Raw genomic sequence first — 23,801 nt, forward strand, 5'->3', positions numbered from 1 at the left:
CGGATTTTTACTGGACGCCAAGGCGCGCGAACAGCACGTCGGTCTGCTGCGCCATCGCGGCCGCATCGGCCTGATGCACGACCTGCCCGGTCTCCAGCACATAGACGCGGTCGGCAACTGCGAGCGCACTGTAGAGATTTTGTTCGACCAGAAGGATCGACAACCCCTCCCCCTTGAGATCGCGCACGATGCCTTCGAGGTGCTGCACCATGACGGGCGCGAGGCCTTCGGAAGGTTCATCCATGAGGATCAGTTCCGGATCGATCATCAGCGCACGGCCGACCGCGAGCATGCCGCGCTCGCCTCCGGAAAGTTGCCCGCCGCGATGGTGACGCCGTTCGGCCAATCGCGGGAAAAGGCCGAACACCCGATCGAGCGTCCATCCGCCCTTGGCCCGAGCCCCCTTCAGCATGGTCAGATGCTCGGTCACCGTCAGCGACGGAAACAGCCGCCGTCCCTGCGGCACGATGGCGATCTTGCGTCCGGCGATATCATGCGGCCGCAAGCCGGCCAGGCTCTCGCCGCGCCAGCTGATTGAGCCGGAACGGATTTGCGGCGGCGTCAGGCCCATGATGGAGCGGATCAGCGTGGTCTTGCCCATGCCGTTGCGGCCAAGCACAGCGACGATCTCGCCCGGCGCGACATCGAGCGAGACGCCGCGCAGAACCTGCGCTTCGCCGTAACCGCTGTGCAGATCGCGAACCTCAAGCATGACGCGGCCGCCCCAAATAGACTTCCTGCACTTGCTTGTTACGCCGGATTTGGTCCGGCGCCTCCTCGACCAGAACGCGACCCTCGAACATGCAGGTGACGCGATCGACGAGCCCGAGCGCGAGGTCCATGTCGTGCTCGATCAACACGACGGTGATGTCGCGGCCGAGTGCGCGGATGATCTCCGCGACGATCGAGCGTTCCGAAGGCGAGAGCCCGGCGGCGGGCTCATCCAGCAGCAACAGCCGCGGCGAGGTGACGAGCGAGAGCGCGATCTCGAGCTGGCGCTGCTCGCCGTAGGACAAGTCGTTCACAAGCACATCGGCGCGGCCGGCGATCCGCACTGCGTCGAGCGCCGCCGCGATTTGCGGCCCTTCCCGGGTATCGACATCGGGCCTGCCGAACAGCGAAAACTTGCGCGTCGATTTTCCGCGCAAGGCCAGCACCATGTTGTCGCGCACGGAGAGCCGCGGAAAAAGATTGGTGATCTGGAAGGTGCGGGACACGCCGAGCCGCGCCCGCCGATGTGGCGGCAGACGGGTGATATCGTGACCGTCGAAAGCGATCTTCCCTGCCGTCGGCGGCAGGACGCCGGCGATGGCGTTGAACAGCGTGGTCTTGCCGGCACCATTGGGTCCGATGATGGCGCGGCGCTGCCCCTGCGGCACGGTGAGGCTGACGCCGTCGACCGCGCGAAGCGCGTCGAACGCCACGACCACATCGGACAGAGAGAGGATCGGTTCGGACACAACGATTACCGTTTAAGCGGGACGCGGCGAAGGCCGCGTCCAGGTCATTCGTGATCAGGCCTTCTTGATCCCCTGAAAATTCCGCGAATACGGCGGTTGCTTCATGTAGGTCTCGGGATCGTATTTCCAGAATTGAGAAACGCCGGGATAGCTCGTGATCGGCACGTTCCAGAATTTTCCGTCGGCGCGCTTCACCGTTTTACGAATCTGGACGTCGTAGATCGGGTTGCCGTAGGCATCTAACTTGACGGTCTTGCCGAGCGGCGAGCCGACGAGCTCGGTCTTGAGCACAGCATCGATAAAGGCGTCACGGTCCTCGACTTTGCCGCCGATCTTTTCCGCCGCTTGCGCCACCCACATGATGCCGGAATACATCGAGAAGCCGTACAGCGATGGGATCTTTCCGTACTTGGCTTCGTACTCCTTGACGAACTTCTGGGTGACCGGATTGTCCGAGCCTTCCGCGAAGTGAGCGGCTGCGATGATGCCGTCGCATTCTTCGCCGAGCGTGCGGATCACGGACTGATCCGTGGCATTCATCGCGCCCAGCAGCGGCGTCTTCCCCTTCAACCCGAAGCTCGCATATTGCTGGATGAAACGCGTAGCGTCCGCGCCGGTTTCCATCGCAAAGATCGCGTCGACCTTGAGGTCCGCGAGCTGGCCGAGATACGGGCTGAAATCCGCGGTATTGAGCGGATGCCAGAACTGCTGGACAATCTCGCCGCCGCCCTCGGTGAAGACCTGGGCAAGACCGCCGCATTGTTCGTGACCGAAGGTGTAATCCTGGCTGATGGTCGCGATCTTCTTGTAGCCTTGCTTCAAGCACCAATCGCCGAACGGATGGGTGAAGGCGCTCGCGGAATAGCCGGCAACGCGGATCACGTTCCTGATGCGCTGGCGTTGCGTCAGGTCGTCGGCGGCGATGATCGGAATGAAATACGGCGTGCCGGTGCCCTTGACGTAGTTGGCGACCGCAAGACCGGTATTGGCGAGGAGATCGCCGATCAGCATGTGGGAATTGCCCTGCTCGACCAGCCGTCGCGCCTTTTGCAAGGCTGTATCGGGATTGGAGGCGTCGTCTTCAATCGCAAGTTCAACCTTGCGGCCGGCGATCTGGTAGTTCACGGACTCCAGATAAAACTGCACGCCCTCGACCATCTCCTTGCCGCCGGAGGCGACCACGCCGGTGAGCGGCGCGAGCAAACCGACCTTGATGGGAGCGGCTTGCGCCCGCGCGCGCCACGGCATCGCGCCTGTGCCTGCGGCAGCAACGGCAGCGGTCGAACTTTTAAGGAATTGCCTGCGGTCCATCTCAATACCCTCTTCTGAAACGATCAATTGCCCTTATAGCGTTCCCTGTTGCCCTCGCCTCGCGCGCTAGTGCGGCGGTTCAGAAGTCCGCATCGCTTTTGCGGCGGACTGGTCATGCGGACCTCTGAACCAAGGCCACACTAGATTAATAAGTTAGCTAGTGTCCTTTCGATTCCGAAGTTCGAAACCTGGCTCCGCGAAATGCGACGAACTTCGGAATCGGGACATTAGAATAGCGCGCAGCGCGCCGATGATGCCCTCCGGCGCAAAGATCATGATGACGATGAATGTCAAGCCAAGCACGGTCTGCCAGCGCTCCGTATAGGCGCTGACGACATTCTCCAGTGTGATGATGGCGGCCGCGCCAACGAAACCGCCGAACAGCGTGCCGACGCCGCCGGCGATCATCATCAGCACGCCCTCGACCGATTGCGCCAGCGCGACCGTCGAGGGGCTGACGAAATTGTTGAACATCGCATAGAGCGCACCCGCGATGCCGGCAAAGAAGCCGGACACCGCAAAACCGAGGAACAGATGCAGCGGCACATTATAGCCCAGGCTCTTCATGCGGCTTTCGCTGTCGCGGATGCCGAGCAGCGTCAGGCCGAAAGGCGAGCGGACAAATCGCCACATTGCGTAGCTCACGACCGCCGTGGCCGCGAGCACGGCCCAATAGAATGTGCGATGCGCCACCAGAAACGCCGGACGCACGTCACCGCGCAGGCCATTCTCGCCACCCGTCACCTGCGTCCAGCGCAGGCAGATGCCCCAGACGATCATGCCGAGCGCGAGCGTCAGCAGCAGGAAATAAACGCCTGACGTTCGCACCGCGAGCAGCGCAAAGATCATCGCAACCAGTGTCGCCGCTATAACGCCGAGTACAATCGCCGCTGCAGGCGACAGGCCAGCCTGCGCGGAGGCGTAGACCACGACATAGCCGGAGACGCCGAAGATCGCGCCGTGGCCGAGCGAGGTGCGGCCCGCGAAGCCGGCCAGGATATCGATCGACATCGCGAGCGTGCCGAAGATCAGCATCTCGGTGGCAAGCCCGATCTGATAGTTCGACAGAGTGAGCGGCAGCGCGGCCGCAATCGCCAGCACGAGGAGAACGATGATGATGGCGCGGCCGGTCATGCCGGCAATCCTGATCGGCTGGGGTCCAGCGTCGGTCATGACGTGGCCGCCCGTCCGAACAGGCCGAGCGGGCGGAATGCGAGCAGCAGCGCCATCGGCCCGAAGATCACGAAGTAGGCGAGTTCAGGAAACATCACCTGCCCGAGCGTGTTGAGAAGTCCGACGAGCAGACTGCCGACGCCGACGCCGACAAGGCTGCCTCGCCCGCCGATGATGACGATGGCAAGGCTGAACACCAGGATTTCCGCATCAGCCGACGGATATAGAGACAGGAACGCGCCGCCCATCAGACCGCCAAGGCCGGCGAGCGCAGAACCGAGCAGGAAGGTCACGAGAAAGACGCGGCGGATGTTGACGCCGGAGGCTTCCACCATTTCGGCGTCGTCGACTCCGGCACGGATCAGCGCGCCGAGCCGGGTGTGATTGAGCAGAAGCCAGAGGCCTGCGAAGACCACGATGCCCGTCACCAGCACGAACAGGCGGTATGTCGGATAGTACACGCCGAACACCCGCATGCCGCCTTTCAGCATTTGCGGGATCGGCACCGTAAAACTGTCGCCGCCCCAGATCACTAGCGCCATATCGTTGAGCACGAACGCAAAGCCCAGCGTCAAAAGCACCTGGCGCAGTTCGTTGCCGCGGACAAAACGCAGCAGTCCCTGATCGAGCACAAAGCCGACCGCGGCGATCGCCGTCATCGCTCCCAGGCCACCAAGTGCGAAGCTGCCGGTTCGGGTCGCGACCGCAAAGCCGATATAGCCGCCGAGCAGATAAAGTGCGCCATGGGCGAGATTGACGATGCGCAAGAGCCCAAAGATCAACGTAAAGCCGCTCGCGACCACGAACAGCAGCGCGGCATAGGTCAATCCATTGAGGAGCTGGAACGCGCTCATCCCTTTAAGGCGCTTTCGGTCCTGTCTTGAGATACCACTCGAGGATCTGTTCGCCGGTCATGAAGGCGACATCCGGCTTGTGCCGGATCGTCTCGAAGATGCGGCGGAAATATTTGGCGCGATGCGGCGCGCCCATGATGTAGGGATGGATGACGAGCGCCATGACGCGCGCAGAGTCGGCAGCGTCAGCGTAAATCTGCTCGAACTGATCGAGCGCGCGATCGGAATATTCGCTCGCCTTGTGATGCTGGATCAGCATCATGGCGACGTCGTTGCACTCCTGGGTGTAGGGAATGTTCACGATCGGCGTTGTGGTGGTCTTGAGCCACACCGGCTGATCATCGAGCACCCAATCGGCGACATAATCATAGCCTTCCTGCTTCAGCAGATCGGGCGTCTCCCAGGTCTCGGTGAGACCTGGACCAAGCCAGCCGCGCGGACGGTTGCCGGTCGCTTTTTCGATGACGTCGGCGGTCTTGCGGATGTCCTCGCGCTCGTTCTCGACTTTCTGCATGTTGCGCTGGGTGAAGCCGTGGCCCATGAATTCCCAATTGCGCTCCACCGCAGCCTTGACGATGGCAGGGTACGCTGCAAGCGCCGAGCCGTTGATGGCGAGCGCAGCCGGGAGCTCGAACTCGTCGAATGTCTTGAGCAGACGCCAGAAGCCGACGCGATTGCCGTATTCGTGCCAGGCCCAGTTCGGAATATCGGGCGACGGCGACCCGCCGGCCGGCGGCGTCAAGACCGTGCGCGGCATCGTCATATTCGCATCCCACTCCTCGACATTGACGATCACCCACACCGCCATGCGCTTGCCGTCGGGCAATTTCAGCGGCGGACGTTCTGATATCGGCGAATAAGAGAGGCGTTCGGTCGGCAGCATGATGAGCACTCAGGACTCGGGTGGCGCGATGGTGATGGTCAGCGACGGCAGGCCGTCGATATGGGCCGTGATCACGTCGCCCGGCACGACAGGACCGACGCCGGAAGGCGTCCCGGTATAGATGAGGTCGCCGGGCGCGAGTGTTACCTGCTTCGACAATTGTGCGATGACTTCCGGAACATCCCAGATCATCTGGCCGATATCGCCACGCTGGCGCTCCGTCCCGTTGACGGAAAGCGAGATCGCACAATGTTCGAAATGCTTGGCGTCGTTCTGCGCGATCGGCCCGCACGGCGCCGAGGCATCGAAGCTCTTGCCGACCTCCCATGGCAGCCGCATGTCGCGGGCGTCGAACTGACGGTCGCGGCGGGTGAGATCGATGCCGACGGCATAGCCCCAGATCAGGCCATTCGCTTCCTCAACGGCGATGTCCCGCCCGCCCTTGCCAAGCGCGACGACCAGCTCGACCTCGAACTGGAAATTCGCTGTGAACGGCGGATAAGGAATGCGCGCGCCATCGAGCACGATCGCATCGCGCGGCTTCTGGAAGAAGAACGGCGGATCTCGCTCGTCGGCCTCCTTCATCTCTTTGATGTGATCGAGATAGTTGCGGCCGACGCAATAGATGCGGCGCACCGGAAACGCGCCGCCGCCCGCGATGGCGGCAACGGTCGGCGCAACTGTCGGCAGCGCGTGCGGAACGTCGGTCGTCATTTCTTCTGGCCCTGATACCAGTCGAGAATCTGCTCGCCGTTCCAGTGCACCACGCCGGGATGCTTGTTCACATAGTCGTAGATCTGTTCGAGATATTTGATCCGGAACGGCTGGCCGGAGATGTAAGGATGGATCGCGATCGACATGATCTTCGGCCGGTCCTTGCTCTCGGCATAGAGGCGATCGAAGCTGTCGATGGTTCGTCGCAATAGATGATCGCTGTCATGATGCTGCACCAGCATCATCGGAATATCGTTGAGCTCGACTGTGTAGGGTAGCGTCACCAGCGGACCCTTTTCGGTCTTGATCGTCGTCGGCTCATCGTCATAGACCCAGTCGCCGATATATTTGACGCCGGCTTCCGCCAGATTTTCCGGCGTCTCCAGCGTTTCCGTCAGGCCGGGCCCGAGCCAACCGACCGGACGCTTGCCGGTGAATTTCTCGATCACGCTCATCGAGCGCGCGATCATCGCTTTCTGGTCCGTCTCCTTGTGGATAGGCCCCTGCTCGTAGGCATGGCCCATGAATTCCCAGCCAGCGTCCTTCGCCTGCTCTGCCACGCGCGGATAATCCTCGCAGACGCGCGCGTTGATCGAGAGCGTCGGCGCGATGCCAAGTTTCTTGTAGAGGTCGAAGAAACGCCACACGCCGACCCGCATGCCATATTCGTGCCAGCTCCAGTTCGGCACGTCCGGCAGCATGGGAAGGCCGGTCGGCGCCGGCAGCACCTGTCGCGCCATCGGCTTGGAAATATCCCAGACCTCGAGATTGACGATGGTCCAGACGATCATGCGCGCGCCGCCAGGCAGCTTCAGCGGCGGGCGATCGACGATCGCGGAATATTCGGCGCGTTCGCGCGGAAGCATGGGGCCGGTCATGGTGGGTACTCTTTTCGATCTAGGAAAACAGGGTGATCATGCCGCGCTGAATTTGCGTGGCGCAAGGCCTTCCAGCGCCATCACTTCGTCGGTGGTCATGACGAAGCCGAAGGCGGTGCGGATGCATTCCAGCCCAGCCTTGTGCAGCGCCTCGCCGTCCATGCTGTCGACGCAGTCTTCGACGACGATCACGGAATAATCGCGCACATTGGCGGCGGTCGTGGTGGCAAGCACGCAGGAATTGGTGTTCACGCCGGTGATCAAAAGCGTGTTGATGCCGTGCGAACGCAGCAGGAAGTCGAGATCGGTGCCAAGGAAGCAGTCGTAGCGCTTCTTGGTGTTGACGATGAAATCGCGCGGATCCAGAAGTTGCGGCATCACCGTGCAGCCCGGCCCGCCGATGATGTTGTGCCGCATCGCGTTCTTGCGCGTCGATTTCGGGTCCTCGGCGCGGGTGCGCCAGAACGGATTGACGCGGATTTCCTCGACATCGCGATACGACGTCACCTGATGAATGACGGGAATGCCGGCACCACGGCACCAGTCGAACAGCCGCTTGTTGGCGGCGATGACGCGCGTCGCGACGTCCGGTGTCGTCGGCATGGTTGCGACCGTCATATCGAGATGGCCACGGTGCAGGTCGATGGCGACGACGGCGGCCCTGGGATGATCGACGCCGAGATTGATGGCTGATGTCATGACACGCCTCACACAAGAGGATTGATGGAAGTCCTTAACAGCGCACGCTGTTCGATACCGAAGTGATCGGCGAGCCAGTCAGCCAGCACTTCCTGACCGATCGTCGGGTTGTCATGCTGGCAATGTTCTGCGCCGGTCTCTTCAGGATCAAGGATACGCAGTGTCGCATCGACGCCGTTTGCCTTGGCGTCATCGTAGGTGCTGCGCGCCGCGGTCACGGTCAGCACATCGTGGCCGCCATGCAGCACCAGATACGGGCATTTCATGTGCTCCAGATGCCCCTTGAGCGTGAACGGCTTCATCTTTTCATGGGCCTCGCGCATCGTCTTGGCGCCGAACACCCAGCGGATATGCATGGCGAGCCCGAAATCGTCGCCCTTGGTGCCCCACATGTCGTGCACCGACCAGATTGCACCATGTGAAATAGCGGCAGCCAGCCGATGCTCATAACAGGCGGCGCGCGCGGCGTAGTAACCGCCCATGCTGGAGCCACACACCGCAATGCGCGAGGTATCGACGTCGCCGCGCCGTTCCAGCCAGTCGATGCATTTGCCGATCGGCACTTCGCTGTCGTGCCGCGTATAGATCTTGTGACGCCGCAGCGTGCCGCCCTGCCCCGGCCCGTCGATCATCAAGACGGAGATGCCGCGTTGCAGGCAGCCATGGGCCTGCATGAACCACATCTCGTCCTTGATGGAATCCAGCCCGCCCATGCAGATCAGCACCGGCAGCTTTTTGCCGGGAAAAGGCGCGCGCACGAAATAACCGCAGATCGGCTTGCCCGGCTCGTAGGGGATGTCGACCACCTCGCCGGGCGGATTCAAATAGGAGATGAATTTGTGCGAACACGCTTCCATCTTCTCGAACGTCGGCAGCCGCCTGATGTCATCAGGCTCGAGATGAAACTCCGCCTGCCGATAGTAATCGGCCCCGCGCAAAAAACAGTTCATCGCGGTGCGGATATGGCCGGCTTTTTCTTCCGTCAGGCCGCGCTTCCAGTTGCGATCGGCGATCCGCATCCACTCGGCGTGCCAGCTTTCGAGATCGCCCGGGATCATGCGCGACCCCGCCTGCATGATCTCGCTGACGCTGCCGCCGCCCTCCTGGCTTTCGCCAAGGCCGCGGCGGAATTGGTAGGCGAGCCACGGATGTTCGGGCCAATGGTGCCAGCCGAAAGGCTCGTAATGCGGGTTTCGGTCCGCGGTGATCAGTTCGATGGCGTTTTCACCGACTTCCGACATGCTTTGCGCCATCGACCTCACCCACCCGTACCGTTGTGAGGCCATGGTTCGACAAAGCCTGAAGCGAGTCAATAGATATTACATACACTTATGAAAGTGTACTTCATCTTAGGGGCCTTCAAAGAGCAAATTCTCTGGATTTTCAGCTCATCGGCCTGATATAATTTCAACAAGTGTATACACATCCGAAGAACGAGCTCGCGCGGAAATGACCGAATTGTTGGACCAAACGGCAGGCGGCACGCGCGCCGGCAACCGCTCGCTGTCGGTGATGGACCGCGTTCGCGAGGCCATTCTCGGTGGCGCGGTCTCCGCCGGAGAACGGCTCAACGAAGTGCAGCTTTCAAAGACGCTTTCGGTCTCGCGCACGCCGGTGCGCGCAGCATTGCAGGCGCTCGCCGGCGAGGGCCTCTTGGACTACGCGCCGAACCGCGGCTTCACCGTGCGCGAATTTCCCCTCCCCGCGATCGTCGATGCCTACGATATCCGCGCCGCGCTCGAAGGCGTTGCCGTGCGCTTTGCCGCCGAGCGCGGACTTCCTGCAACGGAGCGCGAAATCATCGAGCGCGCGCTGGCCGCCGGCGACAAGCTGTTGGAGCGCGGATCGTTCGAGGCCGGCGATCTAACGATCTATCGCGACATCAACGGCGATTTTCACGACGCGCTGCTGGCCGCCGCGGGCAACCGCATGCTGAGCGAAATGATCCGCATCTGTCACCACGTGCCGGTGTCCTCGACCCGCAACATCGTGGTGTTCGAATATCACGATGTCCGCCGCCGCCACGACGATCATCACCGGATTTTCGAAGCCGTGATGGCGCGCGAACCCTGGCGGGCGGAAATGCTGATGCGGGAACACGTTGCGAGCATCAAGACCTCGCTGGTCGGCCATTTGAGCGAGCGCAAGACCTATCCTTCGACAGGGTTGGGGCCGGCCGAAGGCGGCCCGTAGCGCTTGATCTCCAATCGCGGCCCGCTATATCGGGGTTTTCGTAAGTTTGAGCGAGCCAGCGAAGATGACGACAGCCGACCCCACCGTCGAGACCAAGGCCTTTCAGGCGGAGGTTTCCGAACTTTTGAACCTGATGGTGCATTCGGTTTATTCGGAAACCGACATTTTTCTGCGCGAACTGATCTCGAACGCCTCCGACGCCTGCGACAAACTGCGTTACGAGGCAATCGCGACGCCTGCGCTGATCGGCGACGGCGAGGCCCCGAAAATCCGCATCATCCCCGACAAGAACGCCGATACGCTCACCATCGCCGATAGCGGCATCGGCATGGACCGGCAGGAGCTGATCGACAATCTCGGCACCATCGCCCGCTCCGGCACCAAATCCTTTGTCTCGCGGCTGAAAGACGCCAAGGATGGCCTCGGCCTGATCGGCCAGTTCGGCGTCGGCTTCTATTCCGCCTTCATGGTGGCCGATCGCATCGTCGTTGCCAGCCGCCGCGCCGGCAGCGAGGAAGCCTGGATCTGGTCTTCCGCCGGCGGCGCCGGCTTCGAAATCGCGCCGGCCGGACTGACCGACGCGCACGCGCCCAAGCGCGGCACGAACATCATCCTGCATCTGAAAAAGGAAGCGGCCAAATATTTGGAAAGCTACGAGATCGAACGCATCGTCCGCGCCTATTCCGACAACATTCAGTTTCCGATCGAGCTGGTCGACGACAAGGGCGAAGCCAAGCAGATCAACTCGGCGAGCGCGCTCTGGCAGCGGCCGAAATCCGAACTAACGCCTGAGGACTATAAAGAGGCTTACAAGTCGATTGCCGGCGCTTTCGACGAACCGGCGATGACGCTGCATTACCGCGCCGAGGGCCGATACTCATACGCGGTGCTCCTGTTCGCGCCCTCCACCAAGCCGTTCGACCTGTTCGACCCCTCGCGCAAGGGCCGCGTGAAGCTCTACGTGCGGCGTGTGTTCATCACCGACGATGCCGATCTGTTGCCGGCTTACCTGCGCTTTATCCGCGGCGTCATCGACAGCGAAGACCTGCCGCTCAATCTTTCGCGGGAGATGTTGCAGAACAATCCGCAGCTCCTGCAAATCCGCAAAGCCGTGACCGGCCGCGTGATCGGCGAGTTGGAAGCGCTCGCCGACAAACAGCCGGACGAGTTCGCCAAGGTCTGGGATGCGTTCGGCCCCGTCATCAAGGAAGGCATTTACGAGGACTTCGAGCGCCGCGAAAAACTCCTGGCGTTGTCGCGGTTCACGACCACCGCGGGCGAGAAGCGCACGCTCAAGCAATATGTCGAGGGTCTCAAGCCGAACCAGACTGAAATCTACTTCCTGGCCGGCGACAGCATCGAGCGACTGAAGAGCAACCCAAAACTGGAATCCGCGACCGCGCGCGGCATCGAGGTCCTGCTGCTGACCGATCCGGTCGACGCCTTCTGGACGTCGGCGCCACTCGATTTCGAAGGCAAGCCACTGAAGTCGTTGAGCCAGGGCGATGTCGACTTCTCCCTGATCCCGCTGACCGACGACAGCAAGAAGGACGAGACTAAGTCCGAAGCCGATGAAGCAAATATCATTGCTGCGATCAAACTGAACCTCGGCGATCGCGTCTCCGACGTCCGCGCCTCGCAGCGCCTGACATCGAGTGCGTCGTGCCTTGTCGCCGGCAGCCACGGTCCCGACCGCGAACTTGAACGGCTACTGGCGCGTCAAAACCCGGGCCTTGGCTCAAAGCCCATTCTCGAAATCAACCTTCGCCATCCGCTGGTAGCGGCGATTGCGAATGCCGGCGACAGCGCGGCGGACCTCTCGTTCCTGCTGCTGGAACAGGCGCAGATTCTGGACGGCGAACTGCCGGACGATCCGGCGGCGTTTGCCACTCGTCTTAATCGTCTCGTTGTGAGCGGTTTTTCGAAGGGGTGAAAATTCGGACCGTACCGAGGTGTTGGCGCGAGAGGCTTCGCTGCTTTAATATGAGCGCAACGTCGTATCAGGATCGCCGCCATGCATGGAAAATTCGATCGCGCCGCTGAAGACCTCGGCAATTCGATCCATCTCGAACACGTCAACGTTCAGGTGCCGGATCAGCATCTGGCGACGCTGTTCTATGTGTCCGGCCTCGGGCTGACGCGCGACCCCTATCTGATGACGTCCGACGACAACATGTGGGTCAATGTCGGGCGAAGCCAGTTTCACCTGCCGACCGGCGAGGCGCAGGTGCTGCGCGGTCATACCGGGCTGGTTATTTCCGGACGCAAGGCGCTGCTCGAACGGCTGGCAAAGGTCGCACCCAAGCTCGCCGGCACGAAGTTCGCGTATCGGGAGCATAACGATTACGTCGAGGCGATCTGCCCCTGGGGCAATCGCCTGCGCTGCCATGAACCCGACGCCGATCGCTTCGGGCGCATCACGCTCGGCATTCCCTATGTCGAGTTCGACGTTCCCACCGGCAATGCCAAGGGCATCGCGGATTTTTATCCCGACATCATGGGAATGCCGGCGCGCTTTGAAAATGGCGACGCCAACGTCACCTCCGTACAGGTCGGCAAGAACCAGGCCTTGCGCTTTCGCGAGACCGACCGGCCGCTCGCGGAATATGACGGCCACCACGTCCAGATCTACATCACCAATTTCTCGGGCCCGCACCGTGCGCTTGCCGAGCGCAAACTGATCTACAGCGAGGATAACCCTTATCAATACCGCTTCCGCGATATCGTCGATCTCTCAAGCGGCAAGCCCCTCTTCACCATCGAGCACGAGGTGCGCAGCGCCACGCACCCGATGTTCCTGCGGCCGCTGATCAACCGCAATCCCGCGCAGACCAACCGCACCTTTGCCGAGGGCTACGACCAGTGGCTGTGGGCGATGGGACCGAACCAGTACGACGGCTAGATTCGGCGCAGCTGGCGGCGCCACATTCTTTCTGGCGCGGAACCGTCTGCGGTTTAGCTTTCGGTAAGCCTATCGTGTCACTTTAACGCCGTTAGTTGCGTTGGAGTAAACAGTGACCGAGTTCGAAGAACTGCGCCAGCTCGCGGCCCAGACCCGCAATTTCATCAGTTCTTCCGGTGATGAAGCCCTGGCGTTGAGGGCCATCGTTCATGCGCACGATGTCGTCCTGGGTATTTTCCCCGCCAGCGAAGGAGTTGGGCTGCACGTCATCAAGGGCGACGCGATCCTGCGGCAAATGGCCGATCACGGCGTCCATATCGACTACAGCCACACCGCCATCGCGCTTCAGACCCGGGAGCAAGCGATCACTTTGCAAAGGCTGCTAAACTAGCTAGATGTGATCGGTCGCTCTCTGATCGGACACTTGGATGGCCGTCGCATTGCCGTTCGCATTGTTGTGCGTCCTCTGCGCCGCGATCGCCTGGATCGATATCCGCGACGGCATCATTCCGGACTGGCTCAACCTCGCAATTGCCGCACTCGGCTTGCTCCGGATCTGGACGACCGCTGATCTTTCCGCTGCGATCGAGGCGATCGGCGAAGGCATCGTCATCGGCCTGGTGTTCTGGCTGCTGCGGCGACTTTATTTTGCTTATCGCGGCATTCAGGGGCTTGGACTCGGCGACGTCAAATTCCTTGCGGCTGCAGGAATCTGGGTGGGCGTCGTGGGCATCCCCATGGTCTTGCTGGTCGCGACGATGACGGCACTGGCCTGTGCCGGCGTCATGCAACTATCGGGACGCGCGCTCACCGCGCAGACGTCGCTGTCGTTCGGACCTTTTCTCGCCGCAGGCCTGCTCTTGACCGTGGGCCTTCAGCAGACCGGCATCGGCTTTTGACGGATCGGTCTATTGCCGGCCGCCGCGCAGCTGACGTCCGCCGAACGGCGCCAGCCTTGTATCGATCGCTGCTTCCTCGCGCACGGAGACGGACGCCTGCGAAAGGCCTGGCTGCGGCAACGCCACGACAAAGCTCTGCTGGTTTTTCTGGAATGCCACCTCGCGGCCCTTGACCGACTGCAGCTTCCATCCCTGAAAATCCTCGCCGACCCGCAGCCGCAGCACGTTCTTCGTCGCCTGATCGACAAAGATTCCGAACTGGTCTTCGTCGCCCGCGATGGTGCCGACCAGCGAAAGCTGCGGCTGCTCGGGTTCCTTCGGCTTGGGCGGGGCGATCAGCTTCGCCACCGTCACCGCCGACGGAGGCGGAGCCGGCGGCCGCCGCGACGGCAAGAAGATCGGGCGCTCGCGCGTCACCGAAAATTGCTTGACCGGCATCGCCCACAGCGGATTGGCGCTCAGCGGGCGCTCGGCTGACGGGCCCGGCGCACTCGGCGTGGCCGGCGGAATCGTCACTTCGACCACCGATGTCGTGGGCTCGCTCCAGGTCGAGGGCGCCGCGCCATCCGGCCTCGTGCCGCCGGCCTGCTCATCGAACGGATCGGAATTGACGGATGTCGCGGATGCGCCGGCGCAAAGCGGCAGCACAAGCACGGCGAACCGGATGGCATATTTCCGCAACATCATTTTACACCTTGCCACTGTCCGGAAACGCCGAGAAGAAACCGCAGCTTGCCTTCGCCTGCCGACGCCACCTGGATATCGAGCTGGTCGATGAACAAGAACGGCATTCCCGCTTCCAGGTCGTACAGCAGAGCTTGCAGGGCTGATTGATCCATCTCGCAGTTCGCCACCATGCTGACGAAGCCGGCCTTGGCATGCGGTCCCTGCACGTCAAGCTGCGACGACAGCACATTGCCGCCGGCTTTTGTGACTGCCGTGGCGACGCGTTGCAGAAGCGCCGCACCCGCGACCGTCACCGTTTTGCCTTCGAGGAAAGCGGATCCAGCGGGCATACCGGCCTCGCCCGCGCGTCCTGCCGCAGGCGCCTTGCGGCCCTCCAGTTGCTCCAGCATTGCTGCGGTCGCCGCCACCGACGCGCGCTGGCCCAGAATGTCGGCGACGGAGCTGATGGCGACCACAAGCAGCAGGATCACCAGCGCGGCATAGGCCGCAGCCGCAACCGGAGGCGAGTTGACGAGCGATTTTCGTAAAGTCACGGCGAGGCTCATGTATTCGATCCAAAGGACGGCGTGATGCGGGCTTCGATGTGGAATTGCTCGCCCGGCTCGTTCTGCGCACGCGTGGTCGGCGCAAAGAACGTCGCGCGCGCGAACTGCGGCGATTTCTCGATGAGGCGGATCAGCGATGGCGCGTCCTGGGTCATGCCGACCACCTGAACCTTGTCGCCGTCGATTCGAAGCTCGGTGACATAGGTGCCGTCGGGCAAGGCTTTCGACAGCGCTTCCAGCACGAACACGCTCGAGGGGCTCGTCTGTTTGCGCTTGGCGAGAAGACCAAGTGCGGAGTTGCCGTCAGGACCAAGGCGAAGCGCGGCGCGGCGCTCGGAGAGCCGCCGCATCAATTGCTGCTGCTCGGTATCAAGGCTGTCGCCGACATAGGCGGCGATCAAAAGCGCTGCCGCAGCGGCGACGCCCGAGGCCAGCAAGCCGGCGCGCAGGAGGCGCGGCGCATCGAAACCGCGGCCGGCGCCGCCGAGCGCTTGATCGAACACCTTGATTTTGGCCGAAGCATCGCCGGCGGCGGAAGGGCTGGCGTATGCCGTGAGCGACTGGGCGCCGAGGTTGGTTGCGAGTTGAACCAGCGGCTCGATGTCCTGTCTCGAGGTCGCGGCCAGCGTCAGTTCGATCCGCTCCTGCCCACTCGGCAGCGGTGTGCTCCAGCCGAAGGCCGCCTCGTCCGCCGGCCATGGCGTCAGCCGGTCGATCTGGGTGCGGATCATGCCGTCAAGGAAATCCTCCGCCTGCTTGGGAAAGTCGAGCGGCCGAAACAGCACTTGTCCCGATGCGAGGACGGTTTCGACCTGGCTGCCGCGAAAGGCCGCCTGCCAGTTCGCCGGCAGCGCCGGGCTCGGCCGGCCACCCACGATGCGAAACGAAATATCAGGCAGCGCGGCACCCGTCGGCGCTGACATCAGCCGCGCGGTCAGAACGCCGGCGGCCTCTCCGCCGAGCAGGATCTGCGGCCGGCGTGCATAGCGGCCGATAGCCAAATCAACCGCTTGCGCGACTGACTTGATCCACTCGTCGAACAGACCTTTTGCGTCCGATATGACCGTCATGACCTGCCTGCCTGTCTCAACGAACCGCTTCCGGTCTCCGCGTGATCCTGCCACGACAACACGCTGTAGGGTTCCTTGTCCTGATCCTTGCCCAGCGAGATGACCGCTTCGGTCGAGGCGCGGCGGCCGTTGTCGAACCGTATCGCCGTCACGACCCGATAGGCCTTGGCCTCCGGCAAGGTCGCGGCCTTGGCGGCCGCACCGAGCGCGGCGGCGACCGCCTTCGGATCACGCGGCAATGTCGCCCTCTGCTTCAGAAAATCGTTGAGCGCCTCGGGCGTCATGCCCGGCACCGCAGCGACCACTTCGGCAGGCGCGAGCAAGACGTCGACGTCGGCCGATTTGCTGTAGACCGTCACGAAAGGCAGCACCCGCTCGACCATCGCCGGCGAAACACCCAGCACCAGGCTGAGCTCGTCGACATGGGCAAACGGTCCTTGCCGCGGCGAATAGCCCAGACCCGACGCCAGATAGAGCGCTTCTTCGTCGTTGGCCGCATTCGGCTTCGCCTCTGTCCGCCAGCCGACGATGCGATCCGCGACCTCGCCGGCGGCCTTCGGTTCCGCGCCAAGAACCTCGAACAGGTTGGAGAGCATCTCTTTCGAGGCCTTGTTGAGATCGACCCGTGCCGCTTCTGACGTGAAGGTGACGAGAACTTCTGCATTGTCCATCTTGAAGCGGAACGACCCTTGCGCCGGGCGCTCCTTGTCCTGCGCATGCAGCAATAACTGATAGGCAGTCAGCTCCAGGCTGGCCGAGGCCAGCGCCTCGGTCGGAACGCCGATATCGGTTGCGCCGAGCACGCGCGCGGAATTGGACAAATAGACTGAAAAGATCGCAGCAAGTGCCGACAACGCCACCAGAATCCAGAGCACGGCGACGATGACGAAGCCACGCTCGGAGGATTGCGCTGATGATGTCGGGGTGCGTCTCATGACCGGTTGCTCTGCGCGCTTGCCGACGGACTGGACTGCGGTGAGTTGCCTTGAGGGCTGGCCGCCGCGCCCGCCTGGTCGTCACACGCGCCAGCCAGCTGCTGCCCGTTTTGTTGCGTGTTTTGTTGCTGCCCGTTCGATGGCTGCTGCCCGCTCGCCTGCGGCTGTCCGTTGGCCTGCGGCTGCTTGCAGTCGCCCTGCGCCGAGGACTGCACGTGAATCGTCGCAACGGTCGAGATCGTCAGAACGCGTCCGCTGGACGCATCGCGCACGGTCAGCTTGATCCTGGCCGGTAGCTTTTCCGAATCCTGCCATGTGCGCTTCCAGATCCGGTCGTCAGCGGCATAGGCAAAGGACAGCCGGTACGGCGCGCGCAACAGCACCACGGGCTCGCCGAAATGAAGTTGGTCGGCAAGCGAGGCTTGCGACGGCACAGGGTGGAATTTCGTTCGCGAGCGCACGGTCGCAAGCCCCTCCCGGTCGGTGGTTTCACTTAAGTGCACCACGTCGAGTCCGGGTCCGGCATTCGGTCCCAACGCCGTGCGTACGAAGGTGACCGACTGCTCCGATCCGGCAAACAGCGGCTTCTTGTCCGCGACGCTGAAGGGCACGCTTTGCGCTGCCGCCAGGTCATCGGCAATTCGCTGCAAGGCGGTGCCGATCAGCTCGCTGCGCTGAATGCGATTGAGGCCTCTGTTCCAGTTCGGAAGCCACTGCGCGGTGAGGCTCGCCAGCGCCGACAGCACGAGCCCCATCAACGCCAGCGCCACAAGGGTTTCGATCAGCGTAAAGCCGCCCTCATTTCTCCGCTGTCTCGCCGATACGTTCATTATCGCTGCTGCTGTTCATGCATCAGGCGCACCGTCCTGACGTCCATCACGGCGCCGGAGGGAGAACGCACCTGAATTCTGACGAGGGCGGGAATCCACGCAACTTTATCGCCTGCCGCACCCCACTCATCGCCCATCGGGCTGACGTCGATCCGCCACCCGTGGTCGTTGGTCTTTCCCGACCAGGTGCCGACGCCGATTTCCGCACGCGGCGGCACATCCGCCGCCATCACCGACCGCACGGTCTGCATCAGCGTCACATGCTGCTCCAGCGAACGAACCCCGCGCACATTGGTCGACATCAGCGACCCGATCGCCACGATCGAGACGGCGACGACCGCAAGCGCAATCAGCACCTCAATGATCGTGAAGCCGGCAGCTGCGCCGTCAGTTGGCGAGGTCGCGCGAAACAATTTCGATCCTTCCGGTCAGCCAGTTGACGCGAACCTCATAGCCGACATCCTCCCGCGCCAGCGTCACAGCGCCGCCGCAGGACATCCCGCTCGCAAAGAAACGGATCGTCGACAGCGCCTCGCGCTGGTTGCAGGTGCGCGGCAGCAGCGTTTCGAAGCGGACGTCGTCCGGAATGCGGACCATGTCCGCGCTGGCGCCCGACCGGATCACGCGGCCTCCGGCATCGACCAGCGTGGCGACGCCCGTGCCGCGCCGGATTGCGGCGTTGCGGTCCTCTTTCAGCAGCGCCGCCGTCTGCAGCACATAGCCCTGCAAGCGGGAGCGCGTGGTATGGCGCGGAAACAGCGGCAGCAGCACAGCCGCCATCATGGCGATCAGCGCCAGCACGCACACCATTTCAAGCAGCGTGAAGCCGCGTTCGGACGGTCTACTCATTTTTCGCGCTGACCAGGTTCTCGGTCGAAATATCGGCGGCGATGCCGCTTCCGCCCTCCTGCCCGTCTGATCCGTAGGAGATGATCTCATAGGGTCCGCGCTCGCCCGGCGAGCGGTAGAGGTAAGCGTGCTTCCACGGATCGTTCGGCAGGTTGCCGCCCTTCAGATAAGGCCCGTTCCAGGCCGCAACGCCCGGCGTGCGCTGCACCAGCGCAGCGAGGCCTTCCGAGGTCGACGGATAACGGCCGGCATCGAGATAGAACAGGTCGAGCGCGCTCGAAAAACTCTGCAATTGGATCTTCGCCGCCTTGACCTTGGACTCATTGAGATAGTTCAGCACGCGCGGGCCGATCAGACCCATGATCAGGCCGATGATGGTGATGACCACGAGCATCTCGACCAGGGTAAATCCCTCTTGTCCCTCTTGTCCCTCTTGTCCCTCTTGGCCGGCGCGCTGCCAGCGCTCGCGCTTGGTGTTTGCTGCAAAGAAAATGCCAACGCCCTTGAGCATCTTGTTCAATCCTTCGTTTTAACCGACCAGTTGTGTGACCGACAGCAATGCGGTCATGACCGATACGATCAGTCCTCCGACCACGGTAGAGATGGTGATGATGGCGAGTGGCCCGACGATGCCGACGATGCGGTCGAGGCTGCGCTGCAATTTCGCTTCGTAGAATTCGGCGACCCGGCCTGCGAGCACCGGCAACTGGCCGGTCTCTTCGCCGAGCCTCAGCATGCGGATCGCCATCGGCGGCATGTTGCTCGATGCGAGCAGCGCGTCCGAAAGCTTGCCGCCGTGGCGGACGCGGTCGGCAGCTGTGGTCCAGACCGCGACGTTTCCGGTCACCGCCATGATGTCCACCAGAATGCGCAAGGTGGCCGTGAGATTGACGCCTGAGCCGAGCAGCACGGCGAGGTTCCGGCAAAAAAGGCTGGTGCGGTAGAATTGGAAGATATTGGCGATGCCGGGGGTTCTCGCGACGAACGACACCACGGCGCTGCGCGTCGCGGGTCGGCGAAACAGCCACCAGAGGCCGGCAATCGCGAGAGCAACGCCAATCAGGACCGGGGTCGCGTTCGCGCGCAGGAAATCCGACAGCTTGATGAAGGCAGAGAGCGCGGTGTCGGACTTGGCGCCGAAATCCTGCAAGACGGAAGAAAACTGCGGCAGCACGAACAGGATGAAGAACAGCATGACGCAAACTGCGGCGATCAAAACGAAAGCCGGATATTGCATCGCGTCCGTCAGCTTGCGGCGCATCGCCTCCGAGCGCGCCCGCTCGGCGCCCAGCATTTCGAGCACCTGATCGAGCGTTCCCGACACTTCGCCGACCCTGACGAGGGCCACATACATCGGCGGAAACAGCGACGGATGCGCGGCGACCGCGCTCGCAAAACTTTCGCCGGCGAGGACAGACGCGCGCAGGCGTGCGACCACAGGCCGGAGACGACCGACATCGGCGTCATCAGCCAAAAGCTCGAGCGCGTCATCGAGACGCGCACTTGCCTTGAGCAGCAGCGCAAGGTCTCGGGTAAACGTCGTCACTTCCGCGCCGCTCGGCCGGCTGAAGAAGCCGAAGCCGTCGCTTGCGGCGGCGGACTTCCGGTCTTCGACGGTCTCGATCGGCAGCAGGCGCAGATATTCGATGCGGCGCGCGACTTCGCTCGCCGTCGGCGCGGTCAGCGTGCCATGCACGACCTCGCCGTTCTGCGTCAGGGCCCGGTAGCGAAAATTCGGCACGATTTCACCTCACCGCGCAGTGGTGACGCGAAGCAGTTCCGACGGCGACGTCAGGCCGGCGCGGCACTTTGCGACGCCATCGCCCACCATCGTCGTCATCCCGGCGCGGATCGCCACTTCATCGATCTTGTGACCATCGGTCTTTTCCCCGATCAGCGCGCGAATCTGGTCGGTCAGTTCGAGCACTTCGAACACCCCGAGCCGGCCCCGATAGCCGGTGCCGCTGCAGCGTTCGCAGCCGCACGGTGCATAAAGAGTTTCTCCGGAACGGAAACCGAGCTCGGCGAGCCGCGGATCCTCTGCCAGATCGGCGTCGGCGAGCGGCTTCGGCGTCTTGCAACGATCGCAGAGCTGACGCACCAGCCGCTGGGCCACCACCGCCCGCAAGGTCGAACGCAGCAAATATCCCTCGACGCCGAGATCGAGCAGGCGCGGCACGGCGGCGGCAGCCGACTCGGTGTGCAGCGTCGTCAGCACGAGATGGCCGGTGAGCGCCGCGTGGATCGCAACATGCGCGGTTTCGTTGTCGCGGATTTCGCCGACCATGATCACGTCCGGATCCTGACGCACGAAGGAACGCAGCGCCGCGGCGAAGGTCAGCCCGATCGCGGGCTTGACCTGCGCCTGGTTGACGCCGGGCAGATCGTATTCGACCGGGTCCTCGATGGTCAGGATCTTCCGCCCGGGCTCGTTCAGGATCGAAAGCACCGTTGCGAGCGTCGTGGTCTTGCCGCTGCCCGTCGGCCCGGTGACGACGATCATGCCGTGCGGCAGCTTCAACAGCCGCCGCAGTTTCACCTCGTCGGACGACGAAAAGCCGAGCCTTTCGACCACCAGCAGGTTGCGATCCTTCGGCAGGATACGAACAACCGCGCTTTCGCCGTGCTGCATCGGCATGATGGCGACACGGATATCGATATCGGTGCGGCCGACGCGTAAGCGAGCGGCGCCGTCCTGCGGCAGGCGGCGTTCGGCAATATTGAGATTGGCGACAATCTTGATGCGCGAAATCACCGCCTGAGGCAGCACGCCCGCCGGCGCCGCCACCGGCCGCAGCAAACCGTCGACGCGCATGCGAACCACGAGGCCAGTCTGGAACGGCTCGATGTGAATGTCGCTGGCGCGCAACTCGACGGCCTTTTCCAGGAGATCGTTGACGGCGCGAACCACCGGCGCACCGCTGGCGAGGTCGCGCAGGCTCTCGATGTCGTCTTCGCGCAGCAGAAGCTGGCTGCTCGCATCGGCAGCTTCCGTGCTGTCCTCGCCGAGGCGGCGGTCCAGCACGACGTTGAGGTCTTCGACGGATGCGACTTTGAGCGCCACATCTCGCCGGAGCACGATCTCGGCGGCGCGCTGCGCGGCCTTGTCGGTCGGATCGGCGACCGCGAGGACGGCGCTGCCATCGGCGGCAGAAAAGGGAAAGACCGTCATTTCCCGCAAGAAACGCTGCGAGAACGTCTCGTTGAGCGCCGGCGCCGCCATCAGCTCCTGCAGCGTCACCCGCTCGAGCCCGGCAAAGCGGGCGACCTCATCGGCAAAATCGCTCGGCGAGAGGTCGGTCAACTCCCAGAGCCTGGATTGCGGGCCGGGCCCACCCTGCTCGATCGGCTGACCGCTACCTGCGCCCGACTTCGCAAGATGGTCGCCCCGACGAAGGTGCTCCAGGAATTGCAGGGACTCGTCGCTGGTCATCGGCGTTTCCAGTCGCAGCGCTGTTTTGAAGGCGCGCGCCAACAGGCGCACCGCAGCCCATTAAGCCGCCGGTCGCCTGATACTCGGCCACGGTATGGTTATCGATCCGAAACATGACAGTCGTACGAAACGCTTGCAGGAGACAGTTCACAAATCCGGTCGTGCAATTCTCGTCCGCGGACGTCCTCCCCAAACAAAACTGTCATGTTCGGACGGTAAGAACCGAGGTTGGGCGAGATCCCGGCAAGGGATCCGGGGCGTCAGTAACCAGGGTTGGATTGGCAATATGGCAAGTGTCGGCAAGAGCCGCCCGTCCATCACGGTCGGGCGCGGTATCGGCGCTGCTTTGATGGTGCCCGGCGTCCTTCTGCTGGCGTCGTGCAATATGGCCACGACAAGTAATTCCAATGGCACCAGCACCCAGGATATCGACGTCATCGACAAGGTGAAGTCACTCGATATCTTGCCGCGTTATCCGACCCAGGCCGGCGCCTCCACGACGTCGTCCGGCCCCCGGGCTCAGCCGGTGGTCTTCCAGGGCGCCGAGGTCACGGATATCGCCGCGGCGCATCCCCTGCCGGCGGCGAGCGGAAACGGCTACGATCTCAATTTCGAGGCAGCGCCCGTCGCCACCGTCGCCAAGGTGGTCCTCGGCGACATCATGCAGACCGGCTACACCATCGATCCGAGGGTGCAGGGCACCGTCAGCCTCGTCTCGGTGCGGCCGGTGCCGAAGTCGGACATCGTTTTTGTTCTTGAAAATGCCCTTCGGATCAGCGGCGTAGCGCTGGTTCGCGACACGGCAGGTTATCGCCTGACCCCGGTCGGAGATGCGATCGGCGCGGGCCATGTCGATTCCGCCGGCAATACCGAACCGGGATACGGCGTTTCGGTCGTCCCGCTGCAATATGTGTCGGCGCAGACGCTGTTGAGATTGATGGATAGTTTCGCGACCAAGCCCGGCGTGGTCCGCGCCGACACCACGCGCAATCTCTTGCTGATTCAAGGCACTGGCCCCGAACGCCGAACCGCCGTCGAAACCGCGACGAGCTTCGATGTCGACTGGATGCGGGGGCAGTCGATCGGCATCTACCCGGTCGCCAACAGCGGTCCCGAGTCGATCATCGCCGAACTTGAGAAGATCGTGGATTCCGGCGAAAACGGCCTGAACCAGAACATGGTCAAACTGCAGCCGGTCGCCCGGCTGAACGCGGTGATGGTCGTGACCAAGAGGCCTCAGTTGCTGCGCACCGTCGAGACCTGGATCAGGCGGCTCGACCGTGCCGACAGTACGCGGACCAGCGTTCACGTCTACAAGGTGAAGTATGGCGACGCGAAGCAGATCGCGCGCGTGCTGACCGACATGTTCGGCGGCGGATCATCGGGCAGCCTGCTCGACAGCCCCGACAATCAAGTCGCGCCGGGATCGGGCACGGCCAGCGTTGCCGACCGCCTGTCATTTAACACCAATAACAACAGTTCCAGC

At 62.9% G+C, this 23,801-nt stretch carries 26 protein-coding genes; 6 read left to right on the top strand and 20 right to left on the bottom strand.

The window, feature by feature from the left end; all coding sequences use genetic code 11:
- Positions 1-7 precede the first annotated feature (7 nt).
- From VFB05_RS14015 to VFB05_RS14060, 10 genes are all read right to left on the bottom strand, one after another.
- Positions 8-712: an ABC transporter ATP-binding protein gene (locus VFB05_RS14015; RefSeq protein WP_325013317.1), complete on the bottom strand. Its 705-nt coding sequence runs from the start codon at positions 710-712 to the stop codon at positions 8-10.
- Positions 705-1,460, bottom strand: coding sequence for an ABC transporter ATP-binding protein (locus VFB05_RS14020; protein WP_325013318.1), 756 nt, complete (start codon positions 1,458-1,460; stop codon positions 705-707). The genes VFB05_RS14015 and VFB05_RS14020 overlap by 8 nt, the downstream gene beginning before the upstream one ends.
- A 54-nt stretch (positions 1,461-1,514) precedes the next feature.
- A complete protein-coding gene (locus VFB05_RS14025) occupies positions 1,515-2,771 on the bottom strand; it encodes an ABC transporter substrate-binding protein (RefSeq protein ID WP_325013319.1) in 1,257 nt (418 codons plus the stop codon).
- Between the two features lie 153 nt (positions 2,772-2,924).
- Positions 2,925-3,944, bottom strand: a complete 1,020-nt coding sequence (locus VFB05_RS14030) for a branched-chain amino acid ABC transporter permease (protein WP_325013320.1) — start codon at positions 3,942-3,944, stop codon at positions 2,925-2,927.
- Positions 3,941-4,798 carry a branched-chain amino acid ABC transporter permease gene (locus tag VFB05_RS14035; RefSeq protein ID WP_325013321.1) on the bottom strand — a complete coding sequence of 286 codons (858 nt, stop codon included), beginning with the start codon at positions 4,796-4,798 and terminating at the stop codon, positions 3,941-3,943. Before VFB05_RS14035 ends, VFB05_RS14030 begins: the two co-directional genes overlap by 4 nt.
- Before the next feature lie 4 nt (positions 4,799-4,802).
- A complete protein-coding gene (locus VFB05_RS14040) occupies positions 4,803-5,681 on the bottom strand; it encodes a polysaccharide deacetylase family protein (protein ID WP_325013322.1) in 879 nt (292 codons plus the stop codon).
- A gap of 9 nt (positions 5,682-5,690) precedes the next feature.
- Positions 5,691-6,266: a fumarylacetoacetate hydrolase family protein gene (locus VFB05_RS14045; protein WP_414643198.1), complete on the bottom strand. Its 576-nt coding sequence runs from the start codon at positions 6,264-6,266 to the stop codon at positions 5,691-5,693.
- A 125-nt stretch (positions 6,267-6,391) separates the two neighbouring features.
- Positions 6,392-7,273 carry a polysaccharide deacetylase family protein gene (locus VFB05_RS14050; RefSeq protein ID WP_325013324.1) on the bottom strand — a complete coding sequence of 294 codons (882 nt, stop codon included), beginning with the start codon at positions 7,271-7,273 and terminating at the stop codon, positions 6,392-6,394.
- Positions 7,274-7,309: 36 nt separating this feature from the next.
- The gene (locus VFB05_RS14055) at positions 7,310-7,972 is read right to left on the bottom strand and encodes a cysteine hydrolase (RefSeq protein ID WP_325013325.1); all 663 of its coding nucleotides are present in this window, start codon (positions 7,970-7,972) and stop codon (positions 7,310-7,312) included.
- Between the two features lie 8 nt (positions 7,973-7,980).
- Positions 7,981-9,213, bottom strand: a complete 1,233-nt coding sequence (locus VFB05_RS14060) for an alpha/beta hydrolase family protein (RefSeq protein WP_325013326.1) — start codon at positions 9,211-9,213, stop codon at positions 7,981-7,983.
- A gap of 208 nt (positions 9,214-9,421) precedes the next feature.
- Here VFB05_RS14060 and VFB05_RS14065 point away from each other — a divergent pair, with 208 nt between their 5' ends.
- The 5 genes from VFB05_RS14065 to VFB05_RS14085 all read left to right on the top strand — a co-directional run bounded on the left by VFB05_RS14065 (position 9,422) and on the right by VFB05_RS14085 (position 13,966).
- Entirely contained in the window at positions 9,422-10,165 is a 744-nt protein-coding gene (locus tag VFB05_RS14065; protein ID WP_325013327.1) for a GntR family transcriptional regulator, read from the top strand.
- 64 nt (positions 10,166-10,229) lie between these two features.
- Entirely contained in the window at positions 10,230-12,098 is a 1,869-nt protein-coding gene (gene htpG / locus VFB05_RS14070; protein WP_325013328.1) for a molecular chaperone HtpG, read from the top strand.
- Positions 12,099-12,179: 81 nt separating this feature from the next.
- Positions 12,180-13,067, top strand: coding sequence for a hypothetical protein (locus tag VFB05_RS14075; protein WP_325013329.1), 888 nt, complete (start codon positions 12,180-12,182; stop codon positions 13,065-13,067).
- Positions 13,068-13,179: 112 nt separating this feature from the next.
- Positions 13,180-13,458, top strand: coding sequence for a hypothetical protein (locus tag VFB05_RS14080; RefSeq protein WP_325013330.1), 279 nt, complete (start codon positions 13,180-13,182; stop codon positions 13,456-13,458).
- A gap of 37 nt (positions 13,459-13,495) precedes the next feature.
- The gene (locus VFB05_RS14085; RefSeq protein WP_325013331.1) at positions 13,496-13,966 is read left to right on the top strand and encodes an A24 family peptidase; all 471 of its coding nucleotides are present in this window, start codon (positions 13,496-13,498) and stop codon (positions 13,964-13,966) included.
- Positions 13,967-13,975: 9 nt separating this feature from the next.
- On the opposite strand, the gene VFB05_RS14090 is transcribed toward VFB05_RS14085, so the two are convergent.
- The 10 genes from VFB05_RS14090 to VFB05_RS14135 are packed head-to-tail and all read right to left on the bottom strand — an operon-like array spanning position 13,976 to position 22,315.
- Entirely contained in the window at positions 13,976-14,653 is a 678-nt protein-coding gene (locus VFB05_RS14090; protein WP_325013332.1) for a hypothetical protein, read from the bottom strand.
- Positions 14,650-15,198, bottom strand: coding sequence for a type II secretion system protein GspM (gene gspM / locus VFB05_RS14095; protein ID WP_325013333.1), 549 nt, complete (start codon positions 15,196-15,198; stop codon positions 14,650-14,652). Before gspM ends, VFB05_RS14090 begins: the two co-directional genes overlap by 4 nt.
- Entirely contained in the window at positions 15,195-16,268 is a 1,074-nt protein-coding gene (locus tag VFB05_RS14100) for a PilN domain-containing protein (protein ID WP_325013334.1), read from the bottom strand. Before VFB05_RS14100 ends, gspM begins: the two co-directional genes overlap by 4 nt.
- A complete protein-coding gene (locus VFB05_RS14105; RefSeq protein ID WP_325013335.1) occupies positions 16,265-17,203 on the bottom strand; it encodes a type II secretion system minor pseudopilin GspK in 939 nt (312 codons plus the stop codon). Before VFB05_RS14105 ends, VFB05_RS14100 begins: the two co-directional genes overlap by 4 nt.
- Positions 17,200-18,033 carry a PulJ/GspJ family protein gene (locus VFB05_RS14110; RefSeq protein ID WP_325013336.1) on the bottom strand — a complete coding sequence of 278 codons (834 nt, stop codon included), beginning with the start codon at positions 18,031-18,033 and terminating at the stop codon, positions 17,200-17,202. Before VFB05_RS14110 ends, VFB05_RS14105 begins: the two co-directional genes overlap by 4 nt.
- Entirely contained in the window at positions 18,033-18,446 is a 414-nt protein-coding gene (locus tag VFB05_RS14115) for a prepilin-type N-terminal cleavage/methylation domain-containing protein (RefSeq protein WP_325013337.1), read from the bottom strand. The genes VFB05_RS14110 and VFB05_RS14115 overlap by 1 nt, the downstream gene beginning before the upstream one ends.
- The gene (locus VFB05_RS14120) at positions 18,421-18,882 is read right to left on the bottom strand and encodes a prepilin-type N-terminal cleavage/methylation domain-containing protein (protein ID WP_325013338.1); all 462 of its coding nucleotides are present in this window, start codon (positions 18,880-18,882) and stop codon (positions 18,421-18,423) included. The genes VFB05_RS14115 and VFB05_RS14120 overlap by 26 nt, the downstream gene beginning before the upstream one ends.
- Complete coding sequence (gene gspG, locus VFB05_RS14125; protein WP_325013339.1) at positions 18,875-19,393, bottom strand: type II secretion system major pseudopilin GspG; 519 nt, start codon at positions 19,391-19,393, stop codon at positions 18,875-18,877. Before gspG ends, VFB05_RS14120 begins: the two co-directional genes overlap by 8 nt.
- Before the next feature lie 18 nt (positions 19,394-19,411).
- Entirely contained in the window at positions 19,412-20,623 is a 1,212-nt protein-coding gene (locus VFB05_RS14130) for a type II secretion system F family protein (RefSeq protein ID WP_325013340.1), read from the bottom strand.
- Positions 20,624-20,632: 9 nt separating this feature from the next.
- Positions 20,633-22,315 (bottom strand): GspE/PulE family protein, encoded by a 1,683-nt coding sequence (locus tag VFB05_RS14135; protein WP_325013341.1) that lies wholly within the window; start codon positions 22,313-22,315, stop codon positions 20,633-20,635.
- Positions 22,316-22,664: 349 nt separating this feature from the next.
- Here VFB05_RS14135 and VFB05_RS14140 point away from each other — a divergent pair.
- Positions 22,665-23,801 (top strand): secretin N-terminal domain-containing protein (locus VFB05_RS14140; protein WP_414643199.1); only part of this gene is annotated, 1,137 nt, incomplete at its 3' end.

The organism is Bradyrhizobium sp., from assembly GCF_035652035.1.
Taxonomy (GTDB): domain Bacteria; phylum Pseudomonadota; class Alphaproteobacteria; order Rhizobiales; family Xanthobacteraceae; genus Bradyrhizobium.